19 protein-coding genes are annotated in these 21,598 nt (G+C 59.5%); 15 read left to right on the top strand and 4 right to left on the bottom strand.

Features of this window, described 5'->3' with window-relative positions:
- Positions 1-7: 7 nt before the first annotated feature.
- Entirely contained in the window at positions 8-259 is a 252-nt protein-coding gene (locus tag C1896_10040) for a sulfurtransferase TusA (GenBank protein AZZ45213.1), read from the bottom strand.
- Between the two features lie 50 nt (positions 260-309).
- Positions 310-1,359 carry a 23S rRNA (cytidine(2498)-2'-O)-methyltransferase RlmM gene (locus C1896_10035; GenBank protein ID AZZ45212.1) on the bottom strand — a complete coding sequence of 350 codons (1,050 nt, stop codon included), beginning with the start codon at positions 1,357-1,359 and terminating at the stop codon, positions 310-312.
- Positions 1,360-1,668: 309 nt separating this feature from the next.
- Between C1896_10035 and acnA the strand changes: the two genes are divergently transcribed.
- Both acnA and C1896_10025 read left to right on the top strand, forming a co-directional pair.
- Complete coding sequence (acnA, locus tag C1896_10030; protein AZZ45211.1) at positions 1,669-4,344, top strand: aconitate hydratase AcnA; 2,676 nt, start codon at positions 1,669-1,671, stop codon at positions 4,342-4,344.
- A 235-nt stretch (positions 4,345-4,579) separates the two neighbouring features.
- Entirely contained in the window at positions 4,580-6,148 is a 1,569-nt protein-coding gene (locus tag C1896_10025) for a chemotaxis protein (protein ID AZZ45210.1), read from the top strand.
- Between the two features lie 66 nt (positions 6,149-6,214).
- Here the strand turns inward: C1896_10025 and C1896_10020 are convergent, their stop codons facing one another.
- The gene (locus C1896_10020; protein AZZ45209.1) at positions 6,215-6,904 is read right to left on the bottom strand and encodes an alpha/beta hydrolase; all 690 of its coding nucleotides are present in this window, start codon (positions 6,902-6,904) and stop codon (positions 6,215-6,217) included.
- A gap of 82 nt (positions 6,905-6,986) precedes the next feature.
- On the opposite strand from C1896_10020, the gene ccoN (C1896_10015) reads away from it, so the two are divergent.
- The 12 genes from ccoN (C1896_10015) to C1896_09960 all read left to right on the top strand — a co-directional run bounded on the left by ccoN (C1896_10015) (position 6,987) and on the right by C1896_09960 (position 19,078).
- A complete protein-coding gene (ccoN, locus tag C1896_10015) occupies positions 6,987-8,411 on the top strand; it encodes a cytochrome-c oxidase, cbb3-type subunit I (GenBank protein AZZ45208.1) in 1,425 nt (474 codons plus the stop codon).
- 11 nt (positions 8,412-8,422) lie between these two features.
- The gene (ccoO, locus tag C1896_10010) at positions 8,423-9,034 is read left to right on the top strand and encodes a cytochrome-c oxidase, cbb3-type subunit II (GenBank protein ID AZZ45207.1); all 612 of its coding nucleotides are present in this window, start codon (positions 8,423-8,425) and stop codon (positions 9,032-9,034) included.
- A gap of 99 nt (positions 9,035-9,133) precedes the next feature.
- The gene (gene ccoP / locus C1896_10005; GenBank protein AZZ45206.1) at positions 9,134-10,069 is read left to right on the top strand and encodes a cytochrome-c oxidase, cbb3-type subunit III; all 936 of its coding nucleotides are present in this window, start codon (positions 9,134-9,136) and stop codon (positions 10,067-10,069) included.
- Between the two features lie 345 nt (positions 10,070-10,414).
- Positions 10,415-11,842, top strand: coding sequence for a cytochrome-c oxidase, cbb3-type subunit I (ccoN, locus tag C1896_10000; GenBank protein ID AZZ45205.1), 1,428 nt, complete (start codon positions 10,415-10,417; stop codon positions 11,840-11,842).
- A gap of 12 nt (positions 11,843-11,854) precedes the next feature.
- On the top strand, positions 11,855-12,466 hold the full coding sequence (gene ccoO / locus C1896_09995; GenBank protein AZZ45204.1) for a cytochrome-c oxidase, cbb3-type subunit II: 612 nt from the start codon (positions 11,855-11,857) through the stop codon (positions 12,464-12,466).
- A 6-nt stretch (positions 12,467-12,472) separates the two neighbouring features.
- On the top strand, positions 12,473-12,655 hold the full coding sequence (locus C1896_09990) for a CcoQ/FixQ family Cbb3-type cytochrome c oxidase assembly chaperone (protein ID AZZ45203.1): 183 nt from the start codon (positions 12,473-12,475) through the stop codon (positions 12,653-12,655).
- Positions 12,656-13,573: a cytochrome-c oxidase, cbb3-type subunit III gene (ccoP, locus tag C1896_09985; protein AZZ45202.1), complete on the top strand. Its 918-nt coding sequence runs from the start codon at positions 12,656-12,658 to the stop codon at positions 13,571-13,573.
- 139 nt (positions 13,574-13,712) lie between these two features.
- Entirely contained in the window at positions 13,713-15,125 is a 1,413-nt protein-coding gene (ccoG, locus tag C1896_09980) for a cytochrome c oxidase accessory protein CcoG (GenBank protein ID AZZ45201.1), read from the top strand.
- 11 nt (positions 15,126-15,136) lie between these two features.
- Positions 15,137-15,640, top strand: a complete 504-nt coding sequence (locus C1896_09975) for a hypothetical protein (GenBank protein ID AZZ45200.1) — start codon at positions 15,137-15,139, stop codon at positions 15,638-15,640.
- Between the two features lie 7 nt (positions 15,641-15,647).
- A complete protein-coding gene (locus tag C1896_09970; GenBank protein ID AZZ45199.1) occupies positions 15,648-18,077 on the top strand; it encodes a cbb3-type cytochrome oxidase assembly protein CcoS in 2,430 nt (809 codons plus the stop codon).
- A 64-nt stretch (positions 18,078-18,141) separates the two neighbouring features.
- Complete coding sequence (ccoS, locus tag C1896_09965) at positions 18,142-18,351, top strand: cbb3-type cytochrome oxidase assembly protein CcoS (GenBank protein ID AZZ45198.1); 210 nt, start codon at positions 18,142-18,144, stop codon at positions 18,349-18,351.
- Positions 18,344-19,078, top strand: a complete 735-nt coding sequence (locus C1896_09960) for a cytochrome biogenesis protein (protein AZZ45197.1) — start codon at positions 18,344-18,346, stop codon at positions 19,076-19,078. The genes ccoS and C1896_09960 overlap by 8 nt, the downstream gene beginning before the upstream one ends.
- A 61-nt stretch (positions 19,079-19,139) precedes the next feature.
- On the opposite strand, the gene nadE is transcribed toward C1896_09960, so the two are convergent.
- Entirely contained in the window at positions 19,140-19,964 is an 825-nt protein-coding gene (nadE, locus tag C1896_09955; GenBank protein AZZ45196.1) for an NAD(+) synthase, read from the bottom strand.
- A gap of 195 nt (positions 19,965-20,159) precedes the next feature.
- On the opposite strand from nadE, the gene hemN reads away from it, so the two are divergent.
- Positions 20,160-21,542: an oxygen-independent coproporphyrinogen III oxidase gene (hemN, locus tag C1896_09950; GenBank protein ID AZZ47609.1), complete on the top strand. Its 1,383-nt coding sequence runs from the start codon at positions 20,160-20,162 to the stop codon at positions 21,540-21,542.
- Positions 21,543-21,598 lie beyond the last annotated feature (56 nt).

Below are 21,598 nucleotides of genomic sequence, written 5' to 3'. Positions count from 1 at the left end.
GAGGCGTTCAGTCGAGCTTCTTGCGGATCCAGTACAGATAAGTGCCGTCGTCAGCGTGCTGGTCGACCAGCTCATGGCCAAGAAACACGCAAAACTTGGGAATATCGCGCTGGGTCGATGGATCGGTCGCAATGACTTTCAAGACGTCGCCCGCAGGCAGATCGCGCACCTTGTTGTGCAGCATCATGACCGGCTCAGGGCAGTTGAGGCCGCTGGCATCGAGCAGCGCATCAGCGGACAGTTCGGTAGTTCGAGACATCAGGGGCTCCAGAAAACAGGACGGTATTGTCGCGCAGCAGGCGGCAGTGGTTACAACCGACGCAGATGGCAAGTCACTTCCTCGCGGTCATGGTATAGCTGTTTGCAGCCGATGCTCGCCTTCACTCCTCGTTCGGCAAGCCCGTCGGCGATGCGTTCCAAGAGCCGCTTCACCTCGGCGTAGCGCTGCTTCATTGGAAGCTTCAGGTTGACCACAGCCTCACGGCACAAACCCTCGCCGATCCAGGTTTCAAGCAAAGCGGCATTCTTTGCGGGCTTCTCGACGATGTCGCAAACCATCCAATTCACAGGGCGCTTGGGGCGAAAGGCAAAGCCATCCGCACGGTAATGGCCGACCAGACCGGACTCGAGCAGCTCTTCGTTCATTGGCCCGTTGTCCACCGCCATTACCTCGATTTCCCGGTTGACCAGCTGCCACGTCCAGCCGCCCGGGGAGGCGCCGAGGTCAACGGCTGTCATGCCTGGGGCCAAGCGCTCATCCCACTGCTCGCGAGGAATAAAATGGTGCCACGCCTCCTCGAGTTTCAAAGTCGAACGACTCGGCGCCTGGCGGGGGAATTTCAGCCGAGGGATACCCATCGGCCACATAGCGCTGTTGTCCGCCTCGGCCAGGCCAACAAAGACCTCACGACCACTCTTGAACGTAAGCAACAGGCGCGGCCCCTGACCGCCCTCCTTCAATCTGCCAACCTTTTCCAGCGCCTTGCGCAACGGACCCTCGAATTTTCGGCAGAAGTTGGAAAGCTCCTTGCCATCGTTGGTGTCCACCACTTCCAGCCACAGGCTGCTGCACACCGGCATTGATTTGAGGCGTTCGAGCAACACACCGATCCGGTCGGTTTCCGGCAGCGCCAGCCATTCGCCGCGCGCCCACTGCCGGGGAAATATCAGCCGAGCGAACCGCGCACCACGCATCATGCGCTCTGGTCCTGCTGCGTCGTTGCAGATGAACTCGGCACAGGCACTGTCGGCTTTGGCCTTGGCGTAGCCGGCCACATCGAGGCGAGCGGCCTGGTCGCTGATTTCGGCGCACACCTCGTTCTCGAAACCGGGGCGGCAATGCAGCAGCAATGTATTCATGATACGAACCCTATAAGCGGCGCAAAGCGCATCGGCGCCAGCACCCCCTACGACAAAAGGCGCACATGATAGCCGAGTGGGGAACCACGGGCTTACTGGTTCGGTCCAGTGAACAGTTGCAGGAGTCGTTTGCACCCCGGCAAGCAGCGCCTTTAGGCGGCTGCAAACACGCTGTCGCGGCCCGACTCCCGCACTCTTCGCCATTTCGATTGGCGGCCAGTTTCGTGGCGAACCCTTTCGCCAGGCGCTAGGTTCTAAAGAACGCTCCCGACTCAATCAGCCCGGCCGTGCGGGCACAAGGAGAGACCAATGCCATCCCTGGACAGCCTGAATTGCCGTCGCAGCCTCGACGTTAACGGCAAAACCTACCACTACTACAGCCTCCCCGAAGCGGCGAAGCAGCTCGGCGACATCAGCCGTTTGCCGACCTCGCTCAAGGTGCTGCTGGAAAACCTGCTGCGCTGGGAAGATGACGTGACGGTTCGCGCCGATGACTTCAACTCGCTGGCGGTGTGGCTTCAGACGCATACCTCCGAACGAGAGATCCAGTACCGCCCGGCACGTGTATTGATGCAGGACTTTACCGGCGTGCCCGCCGTGGTCGATCTGACTGCCATGCGAGATGCGGTTTCCCGTGCCGGTGCCGACCCACAGCGGATCAACCCGTTGTCGCCGGTGGATCTGGTAATCGACCACTCGGTGATGGTCGACCGCTTCGGTACCGACAAGGCGTTCGAGCAGAATGTCGATATCGAGATGCAGCGCAACGGTGAACGTTACGAGTTCCTACGCTGGGGCCAGCAGGCCTTCGACAATTTTCGCGTGGTACCGCCGGGCACCGGCATCTGCCACCAGGTGAATTTGGAATATCTAGGCCAGGTCGTCTGGACCAAGGAAGAGAACGGCGAAACCATTGCCTACCCTGACACGCTGGTCGGCACTGACTCACACACCACCATGATTAACGGCCTTGGCGTCCTCGGCTGGGGCGTGGGCGGCATCGAGGCGGAAGCGGCGATGCTCGGCCAGCCGGTCTCGATGCTGATCCCGGAAGTGATCGGCATGCGCCTGACCGGCAAGCTCAACGAAGGCGTGACGGCCACCGATCTGGTGCTGACCGTGACGCAGATCCTGCGCAAGCACGGTGTCGTGGGCAAATTCGTCGAGTTCTTTGGTCCAGGCCTGGACCACCTCCCCCTCGCCGATCGCGCCACCATCGGCAACATGGCACCCGAATATGGCGCGACCTGCGGCTTCTTCCCCGTTGACCAGATCACCATCGATTACCTGCGCCTGACCGGTCGTGACGAAGACCGTATCGCCCTGGTCGAGGCTTATAGCAAGGCTCAGGGCATGTGGCGCGACACCAACTCGCCGGATCCGGTGTTTACCGCCACGCTGGAACTGGATCTGGCCGAAGTCAAACCATCACTGGCCGGTCCGAAGCGTCCGCAGGACAGGGTAACGCTAGGCGACATCGGCGCGAATTTCGATCTGCTCCTGGAAACCAGCGGCAAGACGCAGCAGATCGACGCATCGTTCCCGGTTACCGGCGAAGAGTACGGCCTCAAGCATGGCGCTGTGGTTATTGCAGCCATCACCTCTTGCACCAACACCTCCAACCCGAACGTACTGATGGCTGCAGGCCTAGTGGCCAAGAAAGCACTGGAGCGTGGCTTGCAGCGAGCGCCATGGGTGAAGTCCTCGCTGGCCCCCGGCTCCAAGGTGGTCACCGATTACCTTGAACGCGCTGAGTTGACCACCTACCTCGATCAGCTGGGCTTCAATCTGGTCGGCTACGGGTGCACCACCTGCATCGGCAACTCCGGCCCCCTACCTGACGCCATTGGCCAGGCCATCACCGACAACGATCTGGTGGTGTCTTCGGTGCTGTCCGGCAACCGTAACTTTGAAGGCCGCGTGCATCCGCTGGTCAAAGCCAATTGGCTGGCTTCGCCGCCACTGGTAGTGGCTTTCGCCCTGGCCGGCACCACGCGGATCAACATGGACAAGGATCCGATCGGCTACGACAAACAGAACCAGCCGGTCTATCTCAAGGACATCTGGCCGACCAGCGCGGAGGTGGACGAAGCGGTCAGCAAGATCGACGGACAGATGTTCCGCACGCGCTACGCCGATGTATTCAGTGGCGACGAGCACTGGCAGTCCATCGAGTTCACCGAAGGCGACACCTACACATGGAACAACAACTCCAGCTATGTGCAGAACCCGCCGTTCTTTGAAGACATCGGGCAACGCCTGACGCCGCCCGCGGACGTCGAGAATGCGCGGATCCTGGCCCTGTTCGGCGATTCCATCACCACTGACCACATTTCCCCTGCAGGCAATATCAAGGCCAGCTCTCCGGCCGGTGTTTATCTTCAGGAGCTGGGCGTTCAACCGGAGGACTTCAACTCCTATGGCTCACGCCGCGGTAACCATGAAGTGATGATGCGTGGCACCTTCGCAAACATCCGCATCAAGAACGAGATGCTCGGCGGTGAGGAAGGCGGAAACACGCTGTACCAGCCAAACGGGGATCGCATGTCGATCTATGACGCCGCCATGCGCTACCAGGCTGAAGGCGTGCCGCTGGTGGTCATTGCGGGCAAGGAGTACGGCACCGGCTCCAGCCGCGACTGGGCCGCCAAAGGCACCAACCTGCTAGGCGTGAAAGCCGTTATTGCTGAAAGCTTCGAGCGTATCCATCGGTCGAACCTGATCGGCATGGGTGTATTGGCGTTGCAATTCGTAGGTGACCAGACTCGGCAAACACTGGGTCTGACCGGTAATGAAAAACTATCGATCCGCGGTCTGAGCGCGGACATCAAGCCCCGCGAACTGCTGACCGTCGACATCGAGCGCGCCGACGGTGCACGCGACAGCTTCCAGGTCCTGTGCCGTATCGACACGCTCAACGAAGTGGAGTACTTCAAGGCCGGCGGCATTCTGCACTTTGTGCTTCGTCAATTGATCGAAGGTTGATCGGCGAGCCGCTACTGCGCCACACAAAACCCGCTGCAGAGCCTGCAGCGGGTTTTTTATTTCCGCCGATTGTCGGGTTGACGCTTAAGTCCTTGGTAAATCAGCCGTTACGTTGCTCAGCACACTGGTCACAGATTTGACGTCAATTTGACATCACTCTGAAGACGCCGATCAAACGGCCGGACCAGGACGATACATGTGGCTACGGCCACCTCGACTGCCAGGCGTACCCCTCATGCGAAACAACCAGCCCGTCACCCAGCGCGAGTATGCATTTCCCGATCAGCAACGGCTGATCTCAACCACCGATCTCACCGGGACCATCACCTACTGCAACGATATCTTTGCGGAAGTCAGCGGTTTTGAACGTGGCGATCTGATCGGCGCGCCGCACAACCTGATTCGCCATCCTGACGTCCCTTCGGCCGTATTCGCGCACATGTGGGCCACGCTCAAGGATGGCAAGCCGTGGATGGGGATCGTCAAGAATCGACGCAATAACGGTGACCACTACTGGGTCAACGCTTATGTCACGCCGGTACTGGATGTTCAGCGCAAGGTCATAGGGTATGAGTCGGTCCGCACCAAGCCAACCCGTGAGCAAGTCGGGCGCGCCGAAGCGCTCTATGCACGACTCAACGCAGGGAAGAGTGGCGTTCCGCAGCGCGACAGGTGGCTGCCCATCGTAGTTAATTGGCTGCCTTTTATCGTCATTAGCCAGATCAGTTTTATGATCGGCGCCTGGCACGATCATGGCTGGGGTTTCGCGCTTGCTGCTTTGCTATCGATTCCACTCGGTCTCGCCGGCCGTCATTGGCAGATGCGCGGAATAAGGCGGCTGTTGCGTCTGGCCGAACAGTCGAACAGCGATCCGCTGATTGCGCAGATGTACACCGACAGCCAGGGTGACGAAGCACGGCTGGAGATGGCTCTGCTCAGCGAGCATGCACGCCTGAAGACCTGCCTGACCCGCCTGCAAGACAGCGCCGTACAACTGCAACAGCAGGCCAAGCGCGCAGAACAACTTGCCCACAGTTGCTCCGAAGGGCTGTCGCGCCAGCATCACGAGACCGAACAGGTCGCTGCGGCGATTACCCAGATGGCGGCTACCACACAAGAAGTCGCCAGCAATGTGGCACTGGCCGCAGAGGCAACCGAGCAAGCCAACCAGCTCACCGCGCATGGCCAGAAAATTGGCTCGGATACGCGCAAGGCCATCGAGCTGTTGGCCGCGGCCGTCACCGAAACCGGTGATGCCGTTTCCGCACTGGCACAGAACAGCAACGAGATCGGCACCGTGGTCGACGTGATCAAGAGCATCGCCGACCAGACCAACCTGCTTGCACTGAACGCAGCCATCGAAGCGGCACGGGCCGGTGAAAGCGGCCGTGGCTTTGCGGTGGTGGCGGATGAAGTACGTCAACTGGCCCAACGTACCGCAGCGGCCACCGGGCAGATCCATCAGTTGATCGAAAAACTGCAACAGCAGGCACGCCAGGCGGTTGAGACGACAGAGCAAGGGCGCAGCCAGGCAAACCAAGGGGTCAAGCGGGTAGTCGACGCCGACAAAGCGCTGGTCGGCATCAGCGAGGCGGTGGGTCGCATCATCGACATGACCTCACAGATCGCCTCCGCTACCGAACAGCAAAGCGCAGTGGCCGACGAGATCAGCCAGAACGTCGGCAACATCGCCCGGCTCGCCGATCAGACCTCAGGCGACGCCCAGAGCTCGGCGCTGCTGTCAGAAGACCTCGCGGCCACTGCGCAGTCACAATACAGCCTGGTGGAACGCTTCAACCGGTAACTGAAGCGAGCGCCGGTGCGCCATCATCAGCGCCCGCTACAGCATCGCTGTAGCGGGCATTTGGTGTTACCGGGAAGGACAACCAAGGAATGCCGCAACGGCATCGGCGGCACTGTCCAGGTGTTGTCCGTGCGTGATTCCGGACCGCTTAAGCGGCTTGAGATCGTGGTCCGCCTCAGCCAGCCAATCAAGACGAATCGCCGGCGATAGGGCGTAGCCGGCCACGGTACTGCGGCAGCCCAAGGCGTCGCGTTCACCCTGAATGATCAGTGTGGGCGTTTGCAGCTCCGCCAGGTGTGCCACGCGTGGCTTTTCCGGCTTGCCTACGGCATAGAACGGATAGCCCAGGCATACCAGCGCATCAGCCGCGAGCTCATCGGCCAGCAAGCTCGCCATCCGACCACCCATCGACTTGCCGCCAACGGCCAATCGCCCTGCGGCCTGCTGTCGCACCGTTCGATAAACCGCACGCCATTTCTGCAGCAGCTGCGCCTGAGGATTGGGCGGCCGCTTGCGCCCGCTCTGACGTCGCTCAGCCATATAAGCGAACTCGAAGCGATAGACCGCGACGCCCCGCGCGACCAGCCGTTCAGTCATCTGCTCCATGAAAGGACTGTCCATCGGAGCGCCCGCTCCATGCGCCAGAATCAAGCTGGCACAAACCTCCGCTTCCGGTTGATCACGCCGGACGAATGGAATTTCGTCGCTCTGTGAGTATTGACCGGCGTCAATACCGGCCATTTGCCCAGTGCCCATCCTTGCCCCCGCTTTCTATTGAAAGAAATCTCTGCTCAGCGCAACAAAAAACATGCTCATTACCGTGGATGGAAGCCCATACATGAACACAGCAACCAGTACCGCCTATGACTACAAGGTGGTCCGCCAATTCGCCATCATGACGGTGGTGTGGGGAATCGTCGGGATGGGGCTCGGCGTTTTCATCGCAGCACAATTGGCCTGGCCGTTTCTCAACTTCGACCTCCCATGGACCAGTTTCGGTCGTCTACGCCCATTGCACACCAACGCGGTGATCTTCGCCTTCGGCGGCTGTGCATTGTTCGCGACCTCCTACTACTCGGTCCAGCGCACCTGTCAGACCACACTGTTCGCGCCGAAACTGGCCGCGTTCACGTTCTGGGGTTGGCAGCTGGTCATCCTGCTCGCCGCGATCTCCCTGCCGCTGGGTTTCACCAGCTCCAAGGAATACGCGGAGCTGGAGTGGCCGATCGACATTCTGATCACCATCGTCTGGGTGTCCTACGCGGTCGTGTTCTTCGGCACGCTGGCCACGCGTAAGGTCAAGCACATCTACGTCGGCAACTGGTTCTTCGGCGCATTCATCCTGACTGTGGCGATTCTGCATCTCGTCAACAACCTGGAAATCCCGGTCACGGCGATGAAGTCCTACTCGGTGTATGCCGGTGCGACCGATGCGATGGTGCAGTGGTGGTACGGCCATAACGCCGTTGGCTTCTTCCTCACCGCTGGCTTCCTCGGAATCATGTATTACTTCGTGCCGAAGCAGGCCGAACGTCCGGTGTATTCCTATCGCCTGTCGATCGTCCACTTCTGGGCGCTGATCACCGTCTACATCTGGGCCGGCCCACACCACCTGCACTACACCGCGCTGCCTGATTGGGCGCAGTCGCTGGGCATGGTGATGTCGCTGATCCTCTTGGCACCGAGCTGGGGCGGCATGATCAACGGCATGATGACCCTGTCCGGCGCCTGGCATAAGCTGCGCAGCGACCCGATCCTGCGGTTCCTGGTGGTGTCGCTGGCGTTCTACGGCATGTCGACCTTCGAAGGCCCGATGATGGCAATCAAGACCGTCAACGCTCTGTCCCACTACACCGACTGGACCATCGGCCACGTTCATGCCGGTGCGCTCGGCTGGGTTGCCATGGTGTCCATCGGTGCGCTCTATCACCTGATCCCGAAAGTGTTCGGCCGCACCCAGATGCACAGCATTGGCCTGATCAACGCGCACTTCTGGCTCGCCACCATCGGCACCGTGCTCTACATCGCCTCGATGTGGGTGAACGGTATCGCTCAGGGTCTGATGTGGCGTGCAATCAACGAAGACGGCACGCTCACCTACTCCTTCGTCGAAGCGCTTGAAGCCAGCCATCCGGGCTTTGTGGTGCGCATGATCGGTGGTGCGATCTTCTTCACCGGCATGTTGCTGATGGCCTACAACACCTGGCGCACCGTGCAGGCCTCCAAGCCGGCCGAATACGAAGCCGCCGCGCAGATCGCCTGAGGAGCTGACTGATGAAGAAGCACGAAATACTCGAAAAGAACGTCGGCCTGCTGACTCTGTTCATGATTCTGGCAGTGAGCATCGGCGGTCTGACGCAGATCGTTCCGCTGTTCTTTCAGGACGTGGTCAACGAGCCGGTAGAAGGCATGAAGCCCTACACCGCGCTGCAGCTGGAAGGCCGTGACATTTACATTCGCGAAGGCTGCGTCGGCTGTCACTCGCAGATGATCCGTCCGTTCCGCGCCGAAACCGAGCGCTACGGTCATTATTCGGTCGCCGGTGAAAGCGTTTACGACCACCCTTTCCTGTGGGGCTCCAAGCGTACCGGTCCGGACCTGGCCCGCGTCGGCGGCCGCTACTCCGATGACTGGCACCGTGCGCACCTCTACAACCCGCGCAACGTCGTGCCTGAGTCGAAGATGCCGTCCTATCCGTGGCTGGTAGAGGACACCCTTAGCGGACAGGACACCGCGGCGAAGATGAAAGCGCTGCGCACCGTTGGCGTGCCTTATAGCGAAGAAGACATCGCCGCTGCGGGAGACGCCGTCAAGGGCAAGACTGAGATGGACGCTCTGGTGGCCTACCTGCAGGTGCTCGGTACCGCGCTGCAGAACAAGCGCTGATATCGACTGCCAGCTTTCGAGAACGACGCGCTGCAGGGCAGCCGTCAGGGAACCAACATCGCGGGCAGTTCGAGCGTTCGGGCTGCCCAGGAGTAACAGATGAACGCATTCTGGAGTGGATACATCGCCCTGCTGACGCTGGGCACTATTGTCGCTCTGTTCTGGCTGATCTTCGCCACCCGTAAGGGCGAGTCCGAAGGCACGACCGACAAGACCATGGGACATTCCTTCGACGGTATCGAGGAATATGACAACCCGCTACCCCGGTGGTGGTTCATGCTGTTCATCGGCACTTTGGTGTTCGGCATTTTCTATCTGGTGCTCTACCCGGGCCTGGGTAACTGGAAAGGGGTCATGCCGGGCTATGAAGACGGCTGGACGCAGGACAAGCAGTGGCAGCGTGAAGTTGATCAGGCTGACGCGAAATTCGGTCCGATCTTTGCCAAATATTCCGCCATGTCTGTGGCGCAGGTCGCTCAGGACGAGCGGGCGCTGAAGATCGGTGGCCGGCTCTTCGCCAACTATTGCTCGGTTTGCCACGGATCGGACGCCAAAGGCGCGGTCGGCTTCCCGAACCTGGCGGATAGCGACTGGCGCTGGGGCGGCGATGCCGAGACCATCAAGACGACTATCCTCCACGGTCGGGTTGCAGCGATGCCGGCCTGGGGCCAGGTCATCGGTGAAGAAGGCGTGAAGAACGTCGCAGCCTATGTACGCACTGGTCTGGCCGGTCTTCCCCTGCCAGAAGGCAGCGACGCAGACGCCGTAGCGGGTGGTCAGGTCTATGCTCAGACCTGCTCGGTCTGCCACGGTGCAAATGGGGAAGGCATGGCCGCCCTGGGCGCACCGAAACTGACCAACCCTGCCGGCTGGATCTACGGTTCCAGTCTGCCGCAGCTGCAGCAGACCATTCGTCACGGCCGCAACGGACAGATGCCTGCGCAGGAACAATACCTGGGCAACGACAAAGTGCACCTCCTGGCCGCCTACGTTTACAGCCTTTCGCAAAAGCCGGAACGCGTAGCCAAGCAGTAACGCTTTACAGGGCGATACCCGGTATCGCCCTGTTCCCGATCAACTTTCTGGTATATGCGACGCTCTGTCGCAGACCGTCCACTCCCTCCTCCGTTTGCCCTTCCCTCCCGCTGCTCTAATATCCTTTCCTACTCGCCGAAGTTGCGCAGAACTATAAGGCGAAGCCCTCGATTCAACACATCGGCATGATGTGCTAAACGACCCTGCAAAAAGCATGGAAACCGCTTGAAGCCAGGGTCCGAACGGCATGAGACGGCCTGGGCCTTGATTGCATTGCCCCCCTCCTTTCTCCATACTTGCCGCCGTTTTTGCCCCCTTGAAATGCCATTAGCGTGGAAGCCTTGCATGAGCACAGCAATAAGTGAGACTGCATATAACTATAAGGTGGTTCGCCAATTCGCCATCATGACGGTGGTGTGGGGAATTATCGGAATGGGCCTGGGTGTGTTTATCGCCGCACAGCTGGTATGGCCTCAACTCAACTTCGACCTGCCTTGGACCAGTTTTGGTCGTTTGCGCCCTCTTCACACCAACGCGGTGATTTTCGCCTTCGGTGGTTGTGCCCTGATGGCCACGTCCTTTTACGTGGTACAGCGCACCTCTCAGGCCCGCCTGTTCTCGGATGGCCTCGCGTCATTCGTCTTCTGGGGCTGGCAGGCGGTGATCGTTCTCGCTGTCATCACGTTGCCGCAAGGCTTCACCAGCTCGAAGGAATATGCCGAGCTTGAGTGGCCAATCGACATCCTGATCACCCTCGTATGGGTCAGCTATGCCGTGGTGTTCTTCGGCACGATCATGAAGCGCAAGGCTGCTCATATCTATGTAGGTAACTGGTTCTACGGTGCCTTCATCCTGGTCACGGCGATGTTGCATATCGTCAACAACCTGGAAGTACCGGTGAGCTGGTTCAAGTCGTACTCGATCTATTCGGGTGCAACCGATGCGATGGTTCAGTGGTGGTATGGCCACAATGCCGTAGGCTTCTTCCTGACCACCGGCTTCCTGGGGATGATGTATTACTTCGTACCCAAGCAGGCTGGCCGTCCGGTTTATTCCTACCGCCTCTCAATCGTGCATTTCTGGGCATTGATCACCCTCTACATCTGGGCGGGTCCGCACCACTTGCACTACACCGCTTTGCCGGAATGGGCACAGAGCCTGGGCATGGTGATGTCGATCATCCTGCTGGCACCGAGCTGGGGCGGCATGATCAACGGCATGATGACCCTGTCCGGCGCCTGGCATAAGCTGCGCACCGATCCGATCTTGCGCTTCCTGGTGGTTTCCCTGGCGTTTTACGGCATGTCGACCTTTGAAGGTCCGATGATGGCCATCAAGACCGTCAATGCGCTGTCTCACTACACCGACTGGACCATCGGCCACGTTCACGCTGGTGCACTTGGCTGGGTCGCGATGATCTCCATCGGCTCCCTGTACCACCTGATTCCGAAGGTCTTCGCTCGCGAACAGATGTACAGCATCGGCCTGATCAACGCTCACTTCTGGCTGGCCACTATCGGCACCGTTCTCTACATCGCTTCGATGTGGGTCAACGGCATCACTCAGGGCCTGATGTGGCGCGCAATCAACGAAGACGGCACGCTGACCTATTCCTTCGTCGAGGCACTGGAAGCCAGTCATCCGGGATTCATCGTGCGAGCATTGGGCGGCGCTTTCTTCCTCGCCGGCATGCTGCTGATGGCTTACAACACCTGGCGCACTGTGCGTGCCGCCAAGTCGGCTGAAATCGAAGCCGCTGCGCAGATCGCCTGAGGGAACCGATAAATGAAGAATCACGAAGTACTCGAAAAGAACATCGGTCTGCTGACCCTATTCATGGTCCTGGCAGTAAGCATCGGTGGTCTGACCCAGATCGTTCCGCTGTTCTTTCAGGACGTGGTCAACGAGCCCGTGGAAGGAATGAAACCCTACACAGCGTTGCAGCTCGAGGGTCGCGACATCTATATCCGCGAAGGCTGCGTTGGCTGTCATTCGCAGATGGTTCGTCCGTTCCGCGCTGAAACCGAGCGCTACGGTCATTACTCGGTAGCCGGTGAAAGTGTCTACGACCACCCGTTCTTGTGGGGCTCCAAGCGCACCGGTCCGGATCTGGCGCGTGTCGGCGGTCGCTACTCCGATGACTGGCATCGTGCGCACCTCTACAACCCACGCAACGTAGTGCCGGAATCGAAGATGCCTTCGTACCCCTGGCTGGTCGAGCACGCCCTCGACGGCAAATACACCGCCGACAAGATGGTTGCACTGCGCAGCGTTGGCGTGCCTTACACCGAAGAAGACATCGCCGGCGCTAAAGAAGCGGTCAAAGGCAAATCCGAAATGGATGCCCTCGTCGCCTATCTGCAAGTGCTCGGCACTGCACTCACCAACAAACGGTAACGCACCATGGATATCGGGACTCTTCGCGGCCTGGGCACAATTCTCGTTTTCGTCGCAATGATAGCCATCATCCTTTGGGCTTATAGCAGCAAGCGCAAGAAAAGCTTCGACGAAGCGGCCAACCTGCCCTTCGCGGACGAGCCCGACGCCAACAAGCGTGATGAAGAAGCTTCCAGGAGTAAGAAATAAATGACCTCGTTTTGGAGTTGGTACATCACCCTGCTGAGCTTGGGGACCATTGCCGCACTGGTCTGGCTGCTGCTCGCGACTCGCAAGGGACAACGCCACGACAGCACCGAAGAAACCGTCGGCCATTCCTACGATGGAATCGAGGAATACGACAACCCGCTCCCGCGCTGGTGGTTCCTGCTGTTCGTTGCCACGGTGATCTTCGCTCTGGGTTACTTGGCACTGTATCCGGGGCTGGGCAACTGGAAGGGCGTGCTGCCCGGCTACGAGGGCGGCTGGACCCAAGTGAAGGAATGGCAGCGCGAAATGGACAAGGCGGACGAGCAGTACGGTCCGCTTTATGCGAAGTTCGCGGCGATGCCCGTAGAGCAAGTCGCTCAGGATCCGCAAGCCCTGAAAATGGGTGGCCGCCTGTTCGCTTCCAACTGCTCCGTCTGCCATGGTTCGGATGCCAAGGGTGCCTACGGCTTCCCCAACCTGACCGACGGCGACTGGCTGTGGGGCGGCGCGCCTGAAACCATCAAGACCACCATCATGGGCGGACGGCAGGCAGCCATGCCTGCATGGCGTGACGTGATCGGCGAAGATGGCATCCGCAATGTAACCGGTTACGTTCGCAGCCTGTCCGGTCGCGATACCCCCGAGGGTATCAACGTCGACATTGAGCAGGGTCAAAAAATCTTCGCAGCCAATTGTGTAGCTTGTCATGGTCCTGCAGGCAAAGGCACCCAGGCCATGGGCGCGCCTAATCTGACCGACAACGTCTGGCTTTACGGCTCGAGCTTCGGACAGATTCAGCAGACCCTACGCTACGGTCGGAATGGCCGGATGCCAGCCCAGGAACACATTCTTGGAAACGACAAGGTGCACCTGCTGGCAGCTTATGTGTATAGCCTCTCGCAAGAGTCGGAGGACTGATCCAATCGGTCCAGGCGCGACCCAAGGTCGCACCTTGCTTCGACTGACGAGGCGTACCATTCGCAGCAGCAGGTAAGCAAAAGATCCCGGTCGGCATGTATCGACCGGGACACTCACCCTCCGCCGTGGTACGCACTAGATGACTGAGCAGATCCCCGTTCGCAACGTAACACCTCCCTCCAAGTCCGAAGCATCGGGCGACCTCTACGCAGCGCGCGAAAAGATCTACACCCGAGCCTTCAGCGGCCTGTTTCGCAACTTGCGACTCGTCGGTGGGGCACTGCTGTTCGTACTCTACTTTGGCACCGTGTGGCTGACCTGGAACGGTCGGCAAGCGGTTTGGTGGGACTTGCCAGAGCGCAAGTTCTACATCTTCGGCGCGACCTTCTGGCCGCAGGACTTCATCCTGCTATCGGCACTGCTGATCATTTGCGCATTCGGCCTGTTCTTCATCACTGTATTCGCCGGGCGCGTCTGGTGTGGCTATACCTGCCCCCAAAGCGTTTTCACCTGGGTCTTCATGTGGGCGGAGAAGGTTACCGAGGGCGACCGGAACCAGCGCATGAAGCTCGACAAAGCTCCCATGAGCGCCGACAAATTTTTGCGTAAAGCGGCCAAGCATTCGATCTGGTTGGCGGTTTCCCTGGCGATCGGCATTACCTTTGTCGGCTATTTCACCCCGATCAGGGATTTGGTGCCTGATCTTGTGACGCTACAGGTGGGCGGCTGGGCGTTGTTCTGGGTGGGCTTCTTCACCCTCGCCACCTACGGTAATGCCGGCTATCTGCGCGAGCAGGTCTGTATCTATATGTGCCCGTACGCTCGTTTCCAGAGTGTGATGTTCGACAAGGACACCCTAATCGTCTCTTACGACCCACGTCGCGGCGAGCGTCGTGGCCCGCGGAAAAAGGACGCCGACTACAAAGCGATGGGCCTCGGAGATTGCATCGATTGCACCATGTGTGTGCAGGTCTGCCCTACCGGCATCGACATCCGCGACGGCCTGCAGATTGAATGCATTGGGTGCGCCGCGTGTATCGATGCTTGCGACACCATCATGGACAAGATGAATTACCCGCGTGGCCTGATCAGCTATACCACCGAGCACAATCTGTCCGGACAGAAGACCCATCTGGTGCGGCCGCGGCTGATCGGTTATGCCGTGGCGCTGACAGCAATGATGGGCGTGTTCGCCTATGCGGTCTCGGATCGCGCACTGGTCAAGCTCGACGTCCTAAAGGATCGCGTGCTCTATCGAGAGAATGAGCAAGGACGGATCGAGAACGTTTATACGCTCAAGGTAATGAACAAGGCTCAAACCGAGCAGACCTTCATCATTGAAGCCGTTGGCCTGGAAGGCTTGAAATACGAGGGGCGCAACGAGATTCGTGCTGAGGCAGGCGAGCTGGTTACCGTTCCAGTGGAGCTGTCAATGGCACCGGAGCAGCTACCATCGAGCACTAACGAAGTCGTCTTCCACATCAGGTCGGTGGATGATTCCTCTATTGAAGATGAAGCGGAAAGCCGCTTCATTGGCCCAAGCATCCGCTAAACAGGTAGTTCATGAGCAATTCCGAGCACGAAAGCACACGTTGGTATAAGCAGTTCTGGGCCTGGTTCGTGATCGGCATTCTGTTGATGTCGGTCATCCTCGGCACCTCAATGCTGACCATTGCGATCCGCAATGCCGATACGTTGGTCTCCGACAACTATTACGATGCTGGCAAGGGTATAAACCAGTCACTGGAACGCGAGAAGCTCGCTGAGCGCCTGCAAATGCAGGCGCAACTCAACCTCAACGACGAACGTGGACTCGCCGAGCTCCAACTGAGCGGTGCGAGCCGCCCGCAACAGGTAATACTCAACCTGCTCTCCCCTACGCAGCCAGAACGCGACCGTCGTATCGTTCTCCAGCCTCAGGGCGATGGCTTCTATCAGGGACAGATGCAGGAGCCAGTCACCGGCAGGCGTTTCGTTGAGCTGCTCGGCCGAGAGGGCGACCAGGATTGGCGACTATTCGAGGAAGAGGAAATCGCGAGCGGTCAGACGATTGATCTGAGCTACTGACCGAACGATGGCAAGCCCCATTCCCTGCTACCACTGCGGGCTGCCAGTACCTGCTGGTAGTGCATATCACGCCCGCGTGCTGAACGAGCAGCGGGCGCTATGCTGTCCTGGCTGCCAGGCGGTCGCAGAGGCGATCGTCAAGGGCGGTCTGGAAAGCTACTACTCGCATCGCAGCGATGCATCTATCAATCCAGATACCCTGCCGCAAGCGCTTAGCGAAGAGCTGGAGCTGTACGATCGCAAGGACGTGCAAGCGCCATTCGTCCGCCATGAAGGTGAGCTGGCCGATGCTTCACTGATGATCGAAGGCATCAGCTGTGCCGCTTGCGGTTGGTTGATCGAAAAACACCTACGCCGGCTCGACGGGATTTCAGAAGCTAGCCTGAACCTCTCCAACCATCGCCTGCGTGTGCGCTGGGATGACGCTGCCTTGCCGCTCAGCGAATTGCTCGCCGAGCTTCGCCGTATCGGGTACGCCGCTCATCCCTATCAAGCTGACCAGGCGGCGGAGCGGCTTGCGCAGGACAACCGTCGCAGCATGCGCCAACTGGGCGTAGCCGGGTTGCTCTGGATGCAGGTGATGATGGCGACCATGGCGACTTGGCCCGAATTCAACATCGACCTCTCGCCAGGCATGGACAGCATTCTTCGCTGGACCGCTCTGCTGCTGACCACGCCGATCGTCTTCTATTGCTGCACCGATTTCTTTAAAGGTGCACTGCGTGATCTACGCACCCGCCATCTGACCATGGACGTTTCTGTTTCGCTGGCGATTGGTGGCGCCTATGTCGCCGGTATCTGGTCGACGGTCACCGGTCAGGGCGAGCTGTATTTCGATGCGGTGGGCATGTTCGCCCTGTTTCTTCTGGCCGGACGCTTTCTCGAGCGCCGCGCGCGGGAACGCACCGCCGCGGCGACCGCACAGCTGGTAAATCTGCTGCCGGCTTCTTGCCTGAAATTGGCCGCCAATGGCCAGACTGCACGGATTCTGCTTCGAGAGTTGCAACTCGGCGATCGAGTGCTGGTTCAACCCGGCGCGCTAATCCCGGCCGATGGTCGTATCCTCAGCGGACAATCGAGCGTCGATGAATCGGTGCTCACTGGCGAATACCTGCCGCAGGCTCGAATGGTTGGCGATGCCGTCACTGCGGGAACCCTCAACGTCGAAGGCGCCCTGACCGTCGAGGTGCAGGCGCTCGGCGACAATACTCGGCTTTCCGCGATTGTCGGCCTACTGGAACGCGCCCAGTCGGACAAACCGCGCCTGGCCGAGCTGGCCGACCGGGTTTCGCAGTGGTTCCTGGTGATCGTACTGCTGACCGCCGCTGTGGTTGGTATCGTATGGTGGCAGATCGACCCGCAACGCGCGTTCTGGATCGTTCTTGCCTTGCTGGTAGCCACCTGCCCCTGTGCCTTGTCGCTGGCTACACCGACCGCTTTGACCACCGCCACTGGCACGCTGCACAAGCTTGGCTTGTTGCTCACCCGGGGGCATGTGCTGGAAGGCCTCACTCACATCGACACGGTGATTTTCGACAAGACCGGAACCTTGACCGAAGGTCGCCTGACCCTGAGTGAGGTGCGACCACTGGCTGAGCTGGATGCCAACGCCTGTCTGGAGCTGGCTGCTGCCCTGGAAAACCGCTCCGAGCACCCAATTGCCCGGGCGTTCGGCCGAGCGCCCCAGGCAGCCGAAGCCGTAAACAGCGTTCCCGGCCTGGGTCTACAAGGTTCGGTCGGGGAACGTACGCTACGTATCGGTCAGCCCGATTTCGTAGCGGCTGGCTATGCCGGCGCAGCGCCCGAGATTCCCAGCAAAGAGGGCCAATGGTTGCTGTTGGGCGACACTCTGGGGCCTCTGGCGTGGCTGGTGCTCAACGACCGCTTGCGTGATGACGCCCCGGCTCTGCTGCAAGCGTGCAAGTCCCGTGGCTGGAAAACGGTTCTGTTGTCCGGCGACAGTTCGCCGATGGTAGGCGAAATCGCTCAGCGGCTCGGCATCGAAGATGCACACGGCGGAATGACGCCAACCGACAAGCTAACTCACCTGCAGCGACTGCAAGCCAAAGGTCATCGCGTGCTGATGCTCGGCGATGGCGTTAATGATGCACCGGTCCTCGCGGCAGCCGACATCAGCGTGGCCATGGGTTCAGCGACCGATCTTGCCAAGACAAGCGCTGACGCTGTCCTGCTAAGCAACCGTCTCGACAGCCTCGTGCAAGCATTCAGCGTGGCGCGCCGCAGCCGCCACATCATCATCGAAAATCTGACCTGGGCGAGCCTGTACAACGGTTTGATCTTGCCATTCGCGGCTATCGGCTGGGTGACACCGCTGTGGGCGGCACTGGGCATGTCTGCCAGTTCGCTGCTGGTGGTGCTGAACGCGTTGCGGCTGAGCCGACTGCCGAGTCAGCGGCGCCCCGACAGTCTGCCCTGACTGGCGTACGATAGGTAACGCGCCTACTCGGGCTTGCCTTGACCCACCGTTACTGGAGGCATTTTTGGCCGCACTTTACATTTTGATTCCCGTCGCCGTGGTACTGGTCGCATTGGCTATTTGGGTCTTTTTCTGGGCCGTCGACAGCGGCCAGTACGATGACCTGGACGGCCCGGCCCATAGCATCCTTTTCGACGAGGAGGACCCCAAGCACCGGGCAGGCATTGAGCAGGCAGACAAGGGTCGCGATGAAGGGAATCCTGATCATGAATGACTTGTTGCCACTGCTGATATCGGCTCTGGTACTCGGCCTGCTCGGTGGAGGCCACTGTTTAGGTATGTGTGGTGGTTTGATGGGTGCTCTGACCATGGCTATCCCTGCTGAGCAGCGCGGCAAACGACTGCGCCTGCTCGTGGCTTATAACCTGGGGAGAGTACTGAGCTACGCTTTTGCCGGTCTGCTGATCGGACTGGCTGGTTGGGCCGTTGCCAAAAGCCCTGCTGCGATGGCATTGCGGATTCTAGCTGCACTACTGCTGATCAGTATGGGCTTGTATCTAGCCGGCTGGTGGGCGGGCCTGACCCGTGTCGAAGCGATTGGACGAGGCCTTTGGCGCCATATCCAACCATTTGCCAGTCGGCTGATGCCGGTTAAGAGTGTTCCACGAGCGTTGCTGCTCGGCGCTCTATGGGGTTGGCTGCCGTGCGGACTTGTCTACAGCACCTTGCTATGGGCGGCGAGCCAGGGCGATGCGCTCGACAGCGCCCTATTGATGCTGGCATTCGGCATCGGTACCTGGCCAGTGCTTCTGGCAACCGGCCTGGCTGCCGAGCGACTTACCGCAGTGCTTCGTAAACGCGGCGTGCGAATGCTCGGCGGTGTCACCGTGATTCTTTTTGGCCTTTGGACGCTTCCAGGCCCTCATCAGCAATGGCTGATGGGCCATGGCCATGTTGGTGATGCGTCCCTGCAGCAAGCGCCCTCGCACGTTCATCAATGAACCGCCACTGACCCGAGAGAGCCCACCGAAACGCCGGCTTCCGTTCACGCCTGCATTTCGCTCAGGGCTCTTTCGGTAGCTGGCGCTTGTGCGCCGACTTATCGTAGGTATCGATGATGATGCGAGCCGCCTCGTCAGGTACCGCTCGGCCTTGCAGAAAGGCATCGATATTTTGATAGCTCACCCCATGAGCATCTTCGTCCGGCTTACCGGGTGAAAGCTCTTCGAGATCGGCAGTAGGGACTTTTTTTACCAGCTGTTCAGGTGCACCCAATGCAGCCGCCAGCTCACGGACCTGATGCTTGACCAAACCGGCCAGCGGCGTCAGGTCGCAAGCCCCATCGCCAAACTTGGTGAAGAATCCCATCACTGCTTCTGCCGCATGATCGGTCCCGATAACCAGTCCTTGTCGCGCGTTGGCAATGGTGTACTGAGCCACCATGCGCATCCGCGCCTTGGTATTGCCAATCACGAAGTCGCGCTTTTCCGGAGTCAAGTCATCAAGCGCCTCGGTAGCTCGCGTCAAGCCTTGCACGGCGGCTCCGATGTTGACCGTATGGCACTCATCCGGCTTGATCGAATCGACAGCAAGCTGCGCTTCGTCTTCGTCATGCTGAACTTGATAAGGCAGCCGGACAGCAATGAATCGGTAGTCACCCTCGCCCGCTTCACGCATTCCTTCGACTGCACGCTGCGCGAGCAACCCGGCGGTGGTCGAGTCGACACCCCCACTGATTCCCAGCACCAAGGTTTTGAGACCGGACTCGCGCAGACATTGCTGGATGAAGGCAACTCGCCGATCAATCTCGGCCTGTATTGCTGCTGCCCCATCGAAAGGGGCGCAAACGTTAAGCGCAGCAGCGATTTCTTGCTGACGACGATGCATGGGTTTCTCCTTGCAGTTGGATAAGGCTGGGAACGACCGTAGCTAATCCGACCATAATTCAGCGAATAAATCTCCTTCTGCGTACCGTCGGTCTCGGGCGCCGCAGCAGGGTCTGGACTCGCTTGATACAGGTCAAGTCTAAGCAGCGACACCCGCCCTAGAATCCGGCCACCGCAGTCAACCCGAGACCGTATGATGCTCGACGCCATTCGCTGGGATGCCGACCTGATTCATCGTTACGATCAGGACGGGCCGCGCTATACCGCTTATCCGACACCCCTTCAGTTCAACTGCAAACTGGGCTCATTCGACCTATTGCATGCACTGCGCAGCAGCCGCCAGGCGGCCAGGCCGCTGTCACTGTACGTCCACCTGCCATTCTGTGCGGACATCTGCTATCACTGCCAGCGCAACAAGGTCATCGCCAAAGATCGTGGGCGGGCATTGCCGTACCTTACGCGGCTGGAAAAAGAAATCGAGCTGATCGGTTGCCACCTCAGCCCGGAACAGGTTGTGGAGCAACTGCATTTCGGCGGTGGCACGCCGACCTTTCTCGGCCATGCCGAGCTGCGCAGATTGATGAGTCATTTGCGTAAGCACTTCAATCTGCAAAACGACGATCATGGCGATTTCAGCATCGATATCGATCCACGCGCAGCGGACTGGCCAACGATGGGGCTATTGCGGGAGCTTGGATTCAATCGCATCAATATCGGCCTGCAGGATCTTGACCCTGATGTGCAACGAGCCATCAACCGCATGCAGACGTTGAAACAGACACAGACGGTTATCGAGGCTGCCCGAACCCTGCAGTTCCGTTCAATACAGATCGATTTAATCTACGGTTTACCACTGCAAACGCCCGAGCGGTTTGCTCACACGATGGCCGCCGTGATTGCCCTGCAGCCGGAGCGTGTGTCAGTTGCCAGCTATGTGCATCTACCCGAACGGTACATGGCGCAGAGAAAGATCAACCCCGCAGAGCTACCAACCCAGCCGAACAAGCTGACGATGCTGCAACACAGCGTGGAGCAGCTGACTCGCGCCGGCTATCGCTATATCGGTATGGATCTTTTCGCCCTGCCTGACGATGAGCTGGCAATGGCCCAGGAGGATGGGGCACTTCAACGCAGCTTCCATGGCTATACAACTCATGGGCATTGCGATCTGGTTGGCCTGGGCGTTTCAGCGATCAGCCAGGTCGGCGATTTGTACTGCCAGAACAACAGCGACATTACTCTCTACCAGCAGTCGCTGGGACAAGGTCAGCTCGCCACTACCCGTGGCCTGCGATGCAATGAGGACGATCAGATCCGGCGCTACACGATCCAGGCGTTATTCTGTGATTTCGAGCTGCGTTTCGACGAGATTGAAAGCATCTTCGGCGTCAGCTTCAAGAGCTATTTCGCGCAAACCTGGCCAGCCTTGGAGCAGATGGCTGCCGACGGGCTGATCCAACTGAATGCGGAGGCGATGACCATTCTGCCGGCCGGACGGCTGCTTGCGCATGCAGTGTGCATGCAGTTCGACCACTGCTTGCCGCCCCGCCCTGCCTCGCGGTTTTCCCACGCTATGTGAGTAACGACCCGAGCCGCCGACCGCACTGCGACCCTTGTACCGATTGGCCTAAGGTG

Source organism: Pseudomonadaceae bacterium SI-3, from assembly GCA_004010935.1.
GTDB lineage: Bacteria > Pseudomonadota > Gammaproteobacteria > Pseudomonadales > Pseudomonadaceae > Stutzerimonas.
Note: the sequence above shows the minus strand (reverse complement) of the source record. Positions and strands in the feature narration are given on the sequence as shown.

Excerpts from the sequence above, each read along its gene's own strand:
- C1896_10040 (AZZ45213.1), bottom strand. The coding sequence starts at position 259 with ATGTCTCGAACTACCGAACTGTCCGCTGATGCGCTGCTCGATGCCAGC.
- C1896_10035 (AZZ45212.1), bottom strand. The coding sequence starts at position 1,359 with ATGAATACATTGCTGCTGCATTGCCGCCCCGGTTTCGAGAACGAGGTG.
- acnA (AZZ45211.1), top strand. The coding sequence starts at position 1,669 with ATGCCATCCCTGGACAGCCTGAATTGCCGTCGCAGCCTCGACGTTAAC.
- C1896_10025 (AZZ45210.1), top strand. The coding sequence starts at position 4,580 with ATGCGAAACAACCAGCCCGTCACCCAGCGCGAGTATGCATTTCCCGAT.
- C1896_10020 (AZZ45209.1), bottom strand. The coding sequence starts at position 6,904 with ATGGGCACTGGGCAAATGGCCGGTATTGACGCCGGTCAATACTCACAG.
- ccoN (AZZ45208.1), top strand. The coding sequence starts at position 6,987 with ATGAACACAGCAACCAGTACCGCCTATGACTACAAGGTGGTCCGCCAA.
- ccoO (AZZ45207.1), top strand. The coding sequence starts at position 8,423 with ATGAAGAAGCACGAAATACTCGAAAAGAACGTCGGCCTGCTGACTCTG.
- ccoP (AZZ45206.1), top strand. The coding sequence starts at position 9,134 with ATGAACGCATTCTGGAGTGGATACATCGCCCTGCTGACGCTGGGCACT.
- ccoN (AZZ45205.1), top strand. The coding sequence starts at position 10,415 with ATGAGCACAGCAATAAGTGAGACTGCATATAACTATAAGGTGGTTCGC.
- ccoO (AZZ45204.1), top strand. The coding sequence starts at position 11,855 with ATGAAGAATCACGAAGTACTCGAAAAGAACATCGGTCTGCTGACCCTA.
- C1896_09990 (AZZ45203.1), top strand. The coding sequence starts at position 12,473 with ATGGATATCGGGACTCTTCGCGGCCTGGGCACAATTCTCGTTTTCGTC.
- ccoP (AZZ45202.1), top strand. The coding sequence starts at position 12,656 with ATGACCTCGTTTTGGAGTTGGTACATCACCCTGCTGAGCTTGGGGACC.
- ccoG (AZZ45201.1), top strand. The coding sequence starts at position 13,713 with ATGACTGAGCAGATCCCCGTTCGCAACGTAACACCTCCCTCCAAGTCC.
- C1896_09975 (AZZ45200.1), top strand. The coding sequence starts at position 15,137 with ATGAGCAATTCCGAGCACGAAAGCACACGTTGGTATAAGCAGTTCTGG.
- C1896_09970 (AZZ45199.1), top strand. The coding sequence starts at position 15,648 with ATGGCAAGCCCCATTCCCTGCTACCACTGCGGGCTGCCAGTACCTGCT.
- C1896_09960 (AZZ45197.1), top strand. The coding sequence starts at position 18,344 with ATGAATGACTTGTTGCCACTGCTGATATCGGCTCTGGTACTCGGCCTG.
- nadE (AZZ45196.1), bottom strand. The coding sequence starts at position 19,964 with ATGCATCGTCGTCAGCAAGAAATCGCTGCTGCGCTTAACGTTTGCGCC.
- hemN (AZZ47609.1), top strand. The coding sequence starts at position 20,160 with ATGCTCGACGCCATTCGCTGGGATGCCGACCTGATTCATCGTTACGAT.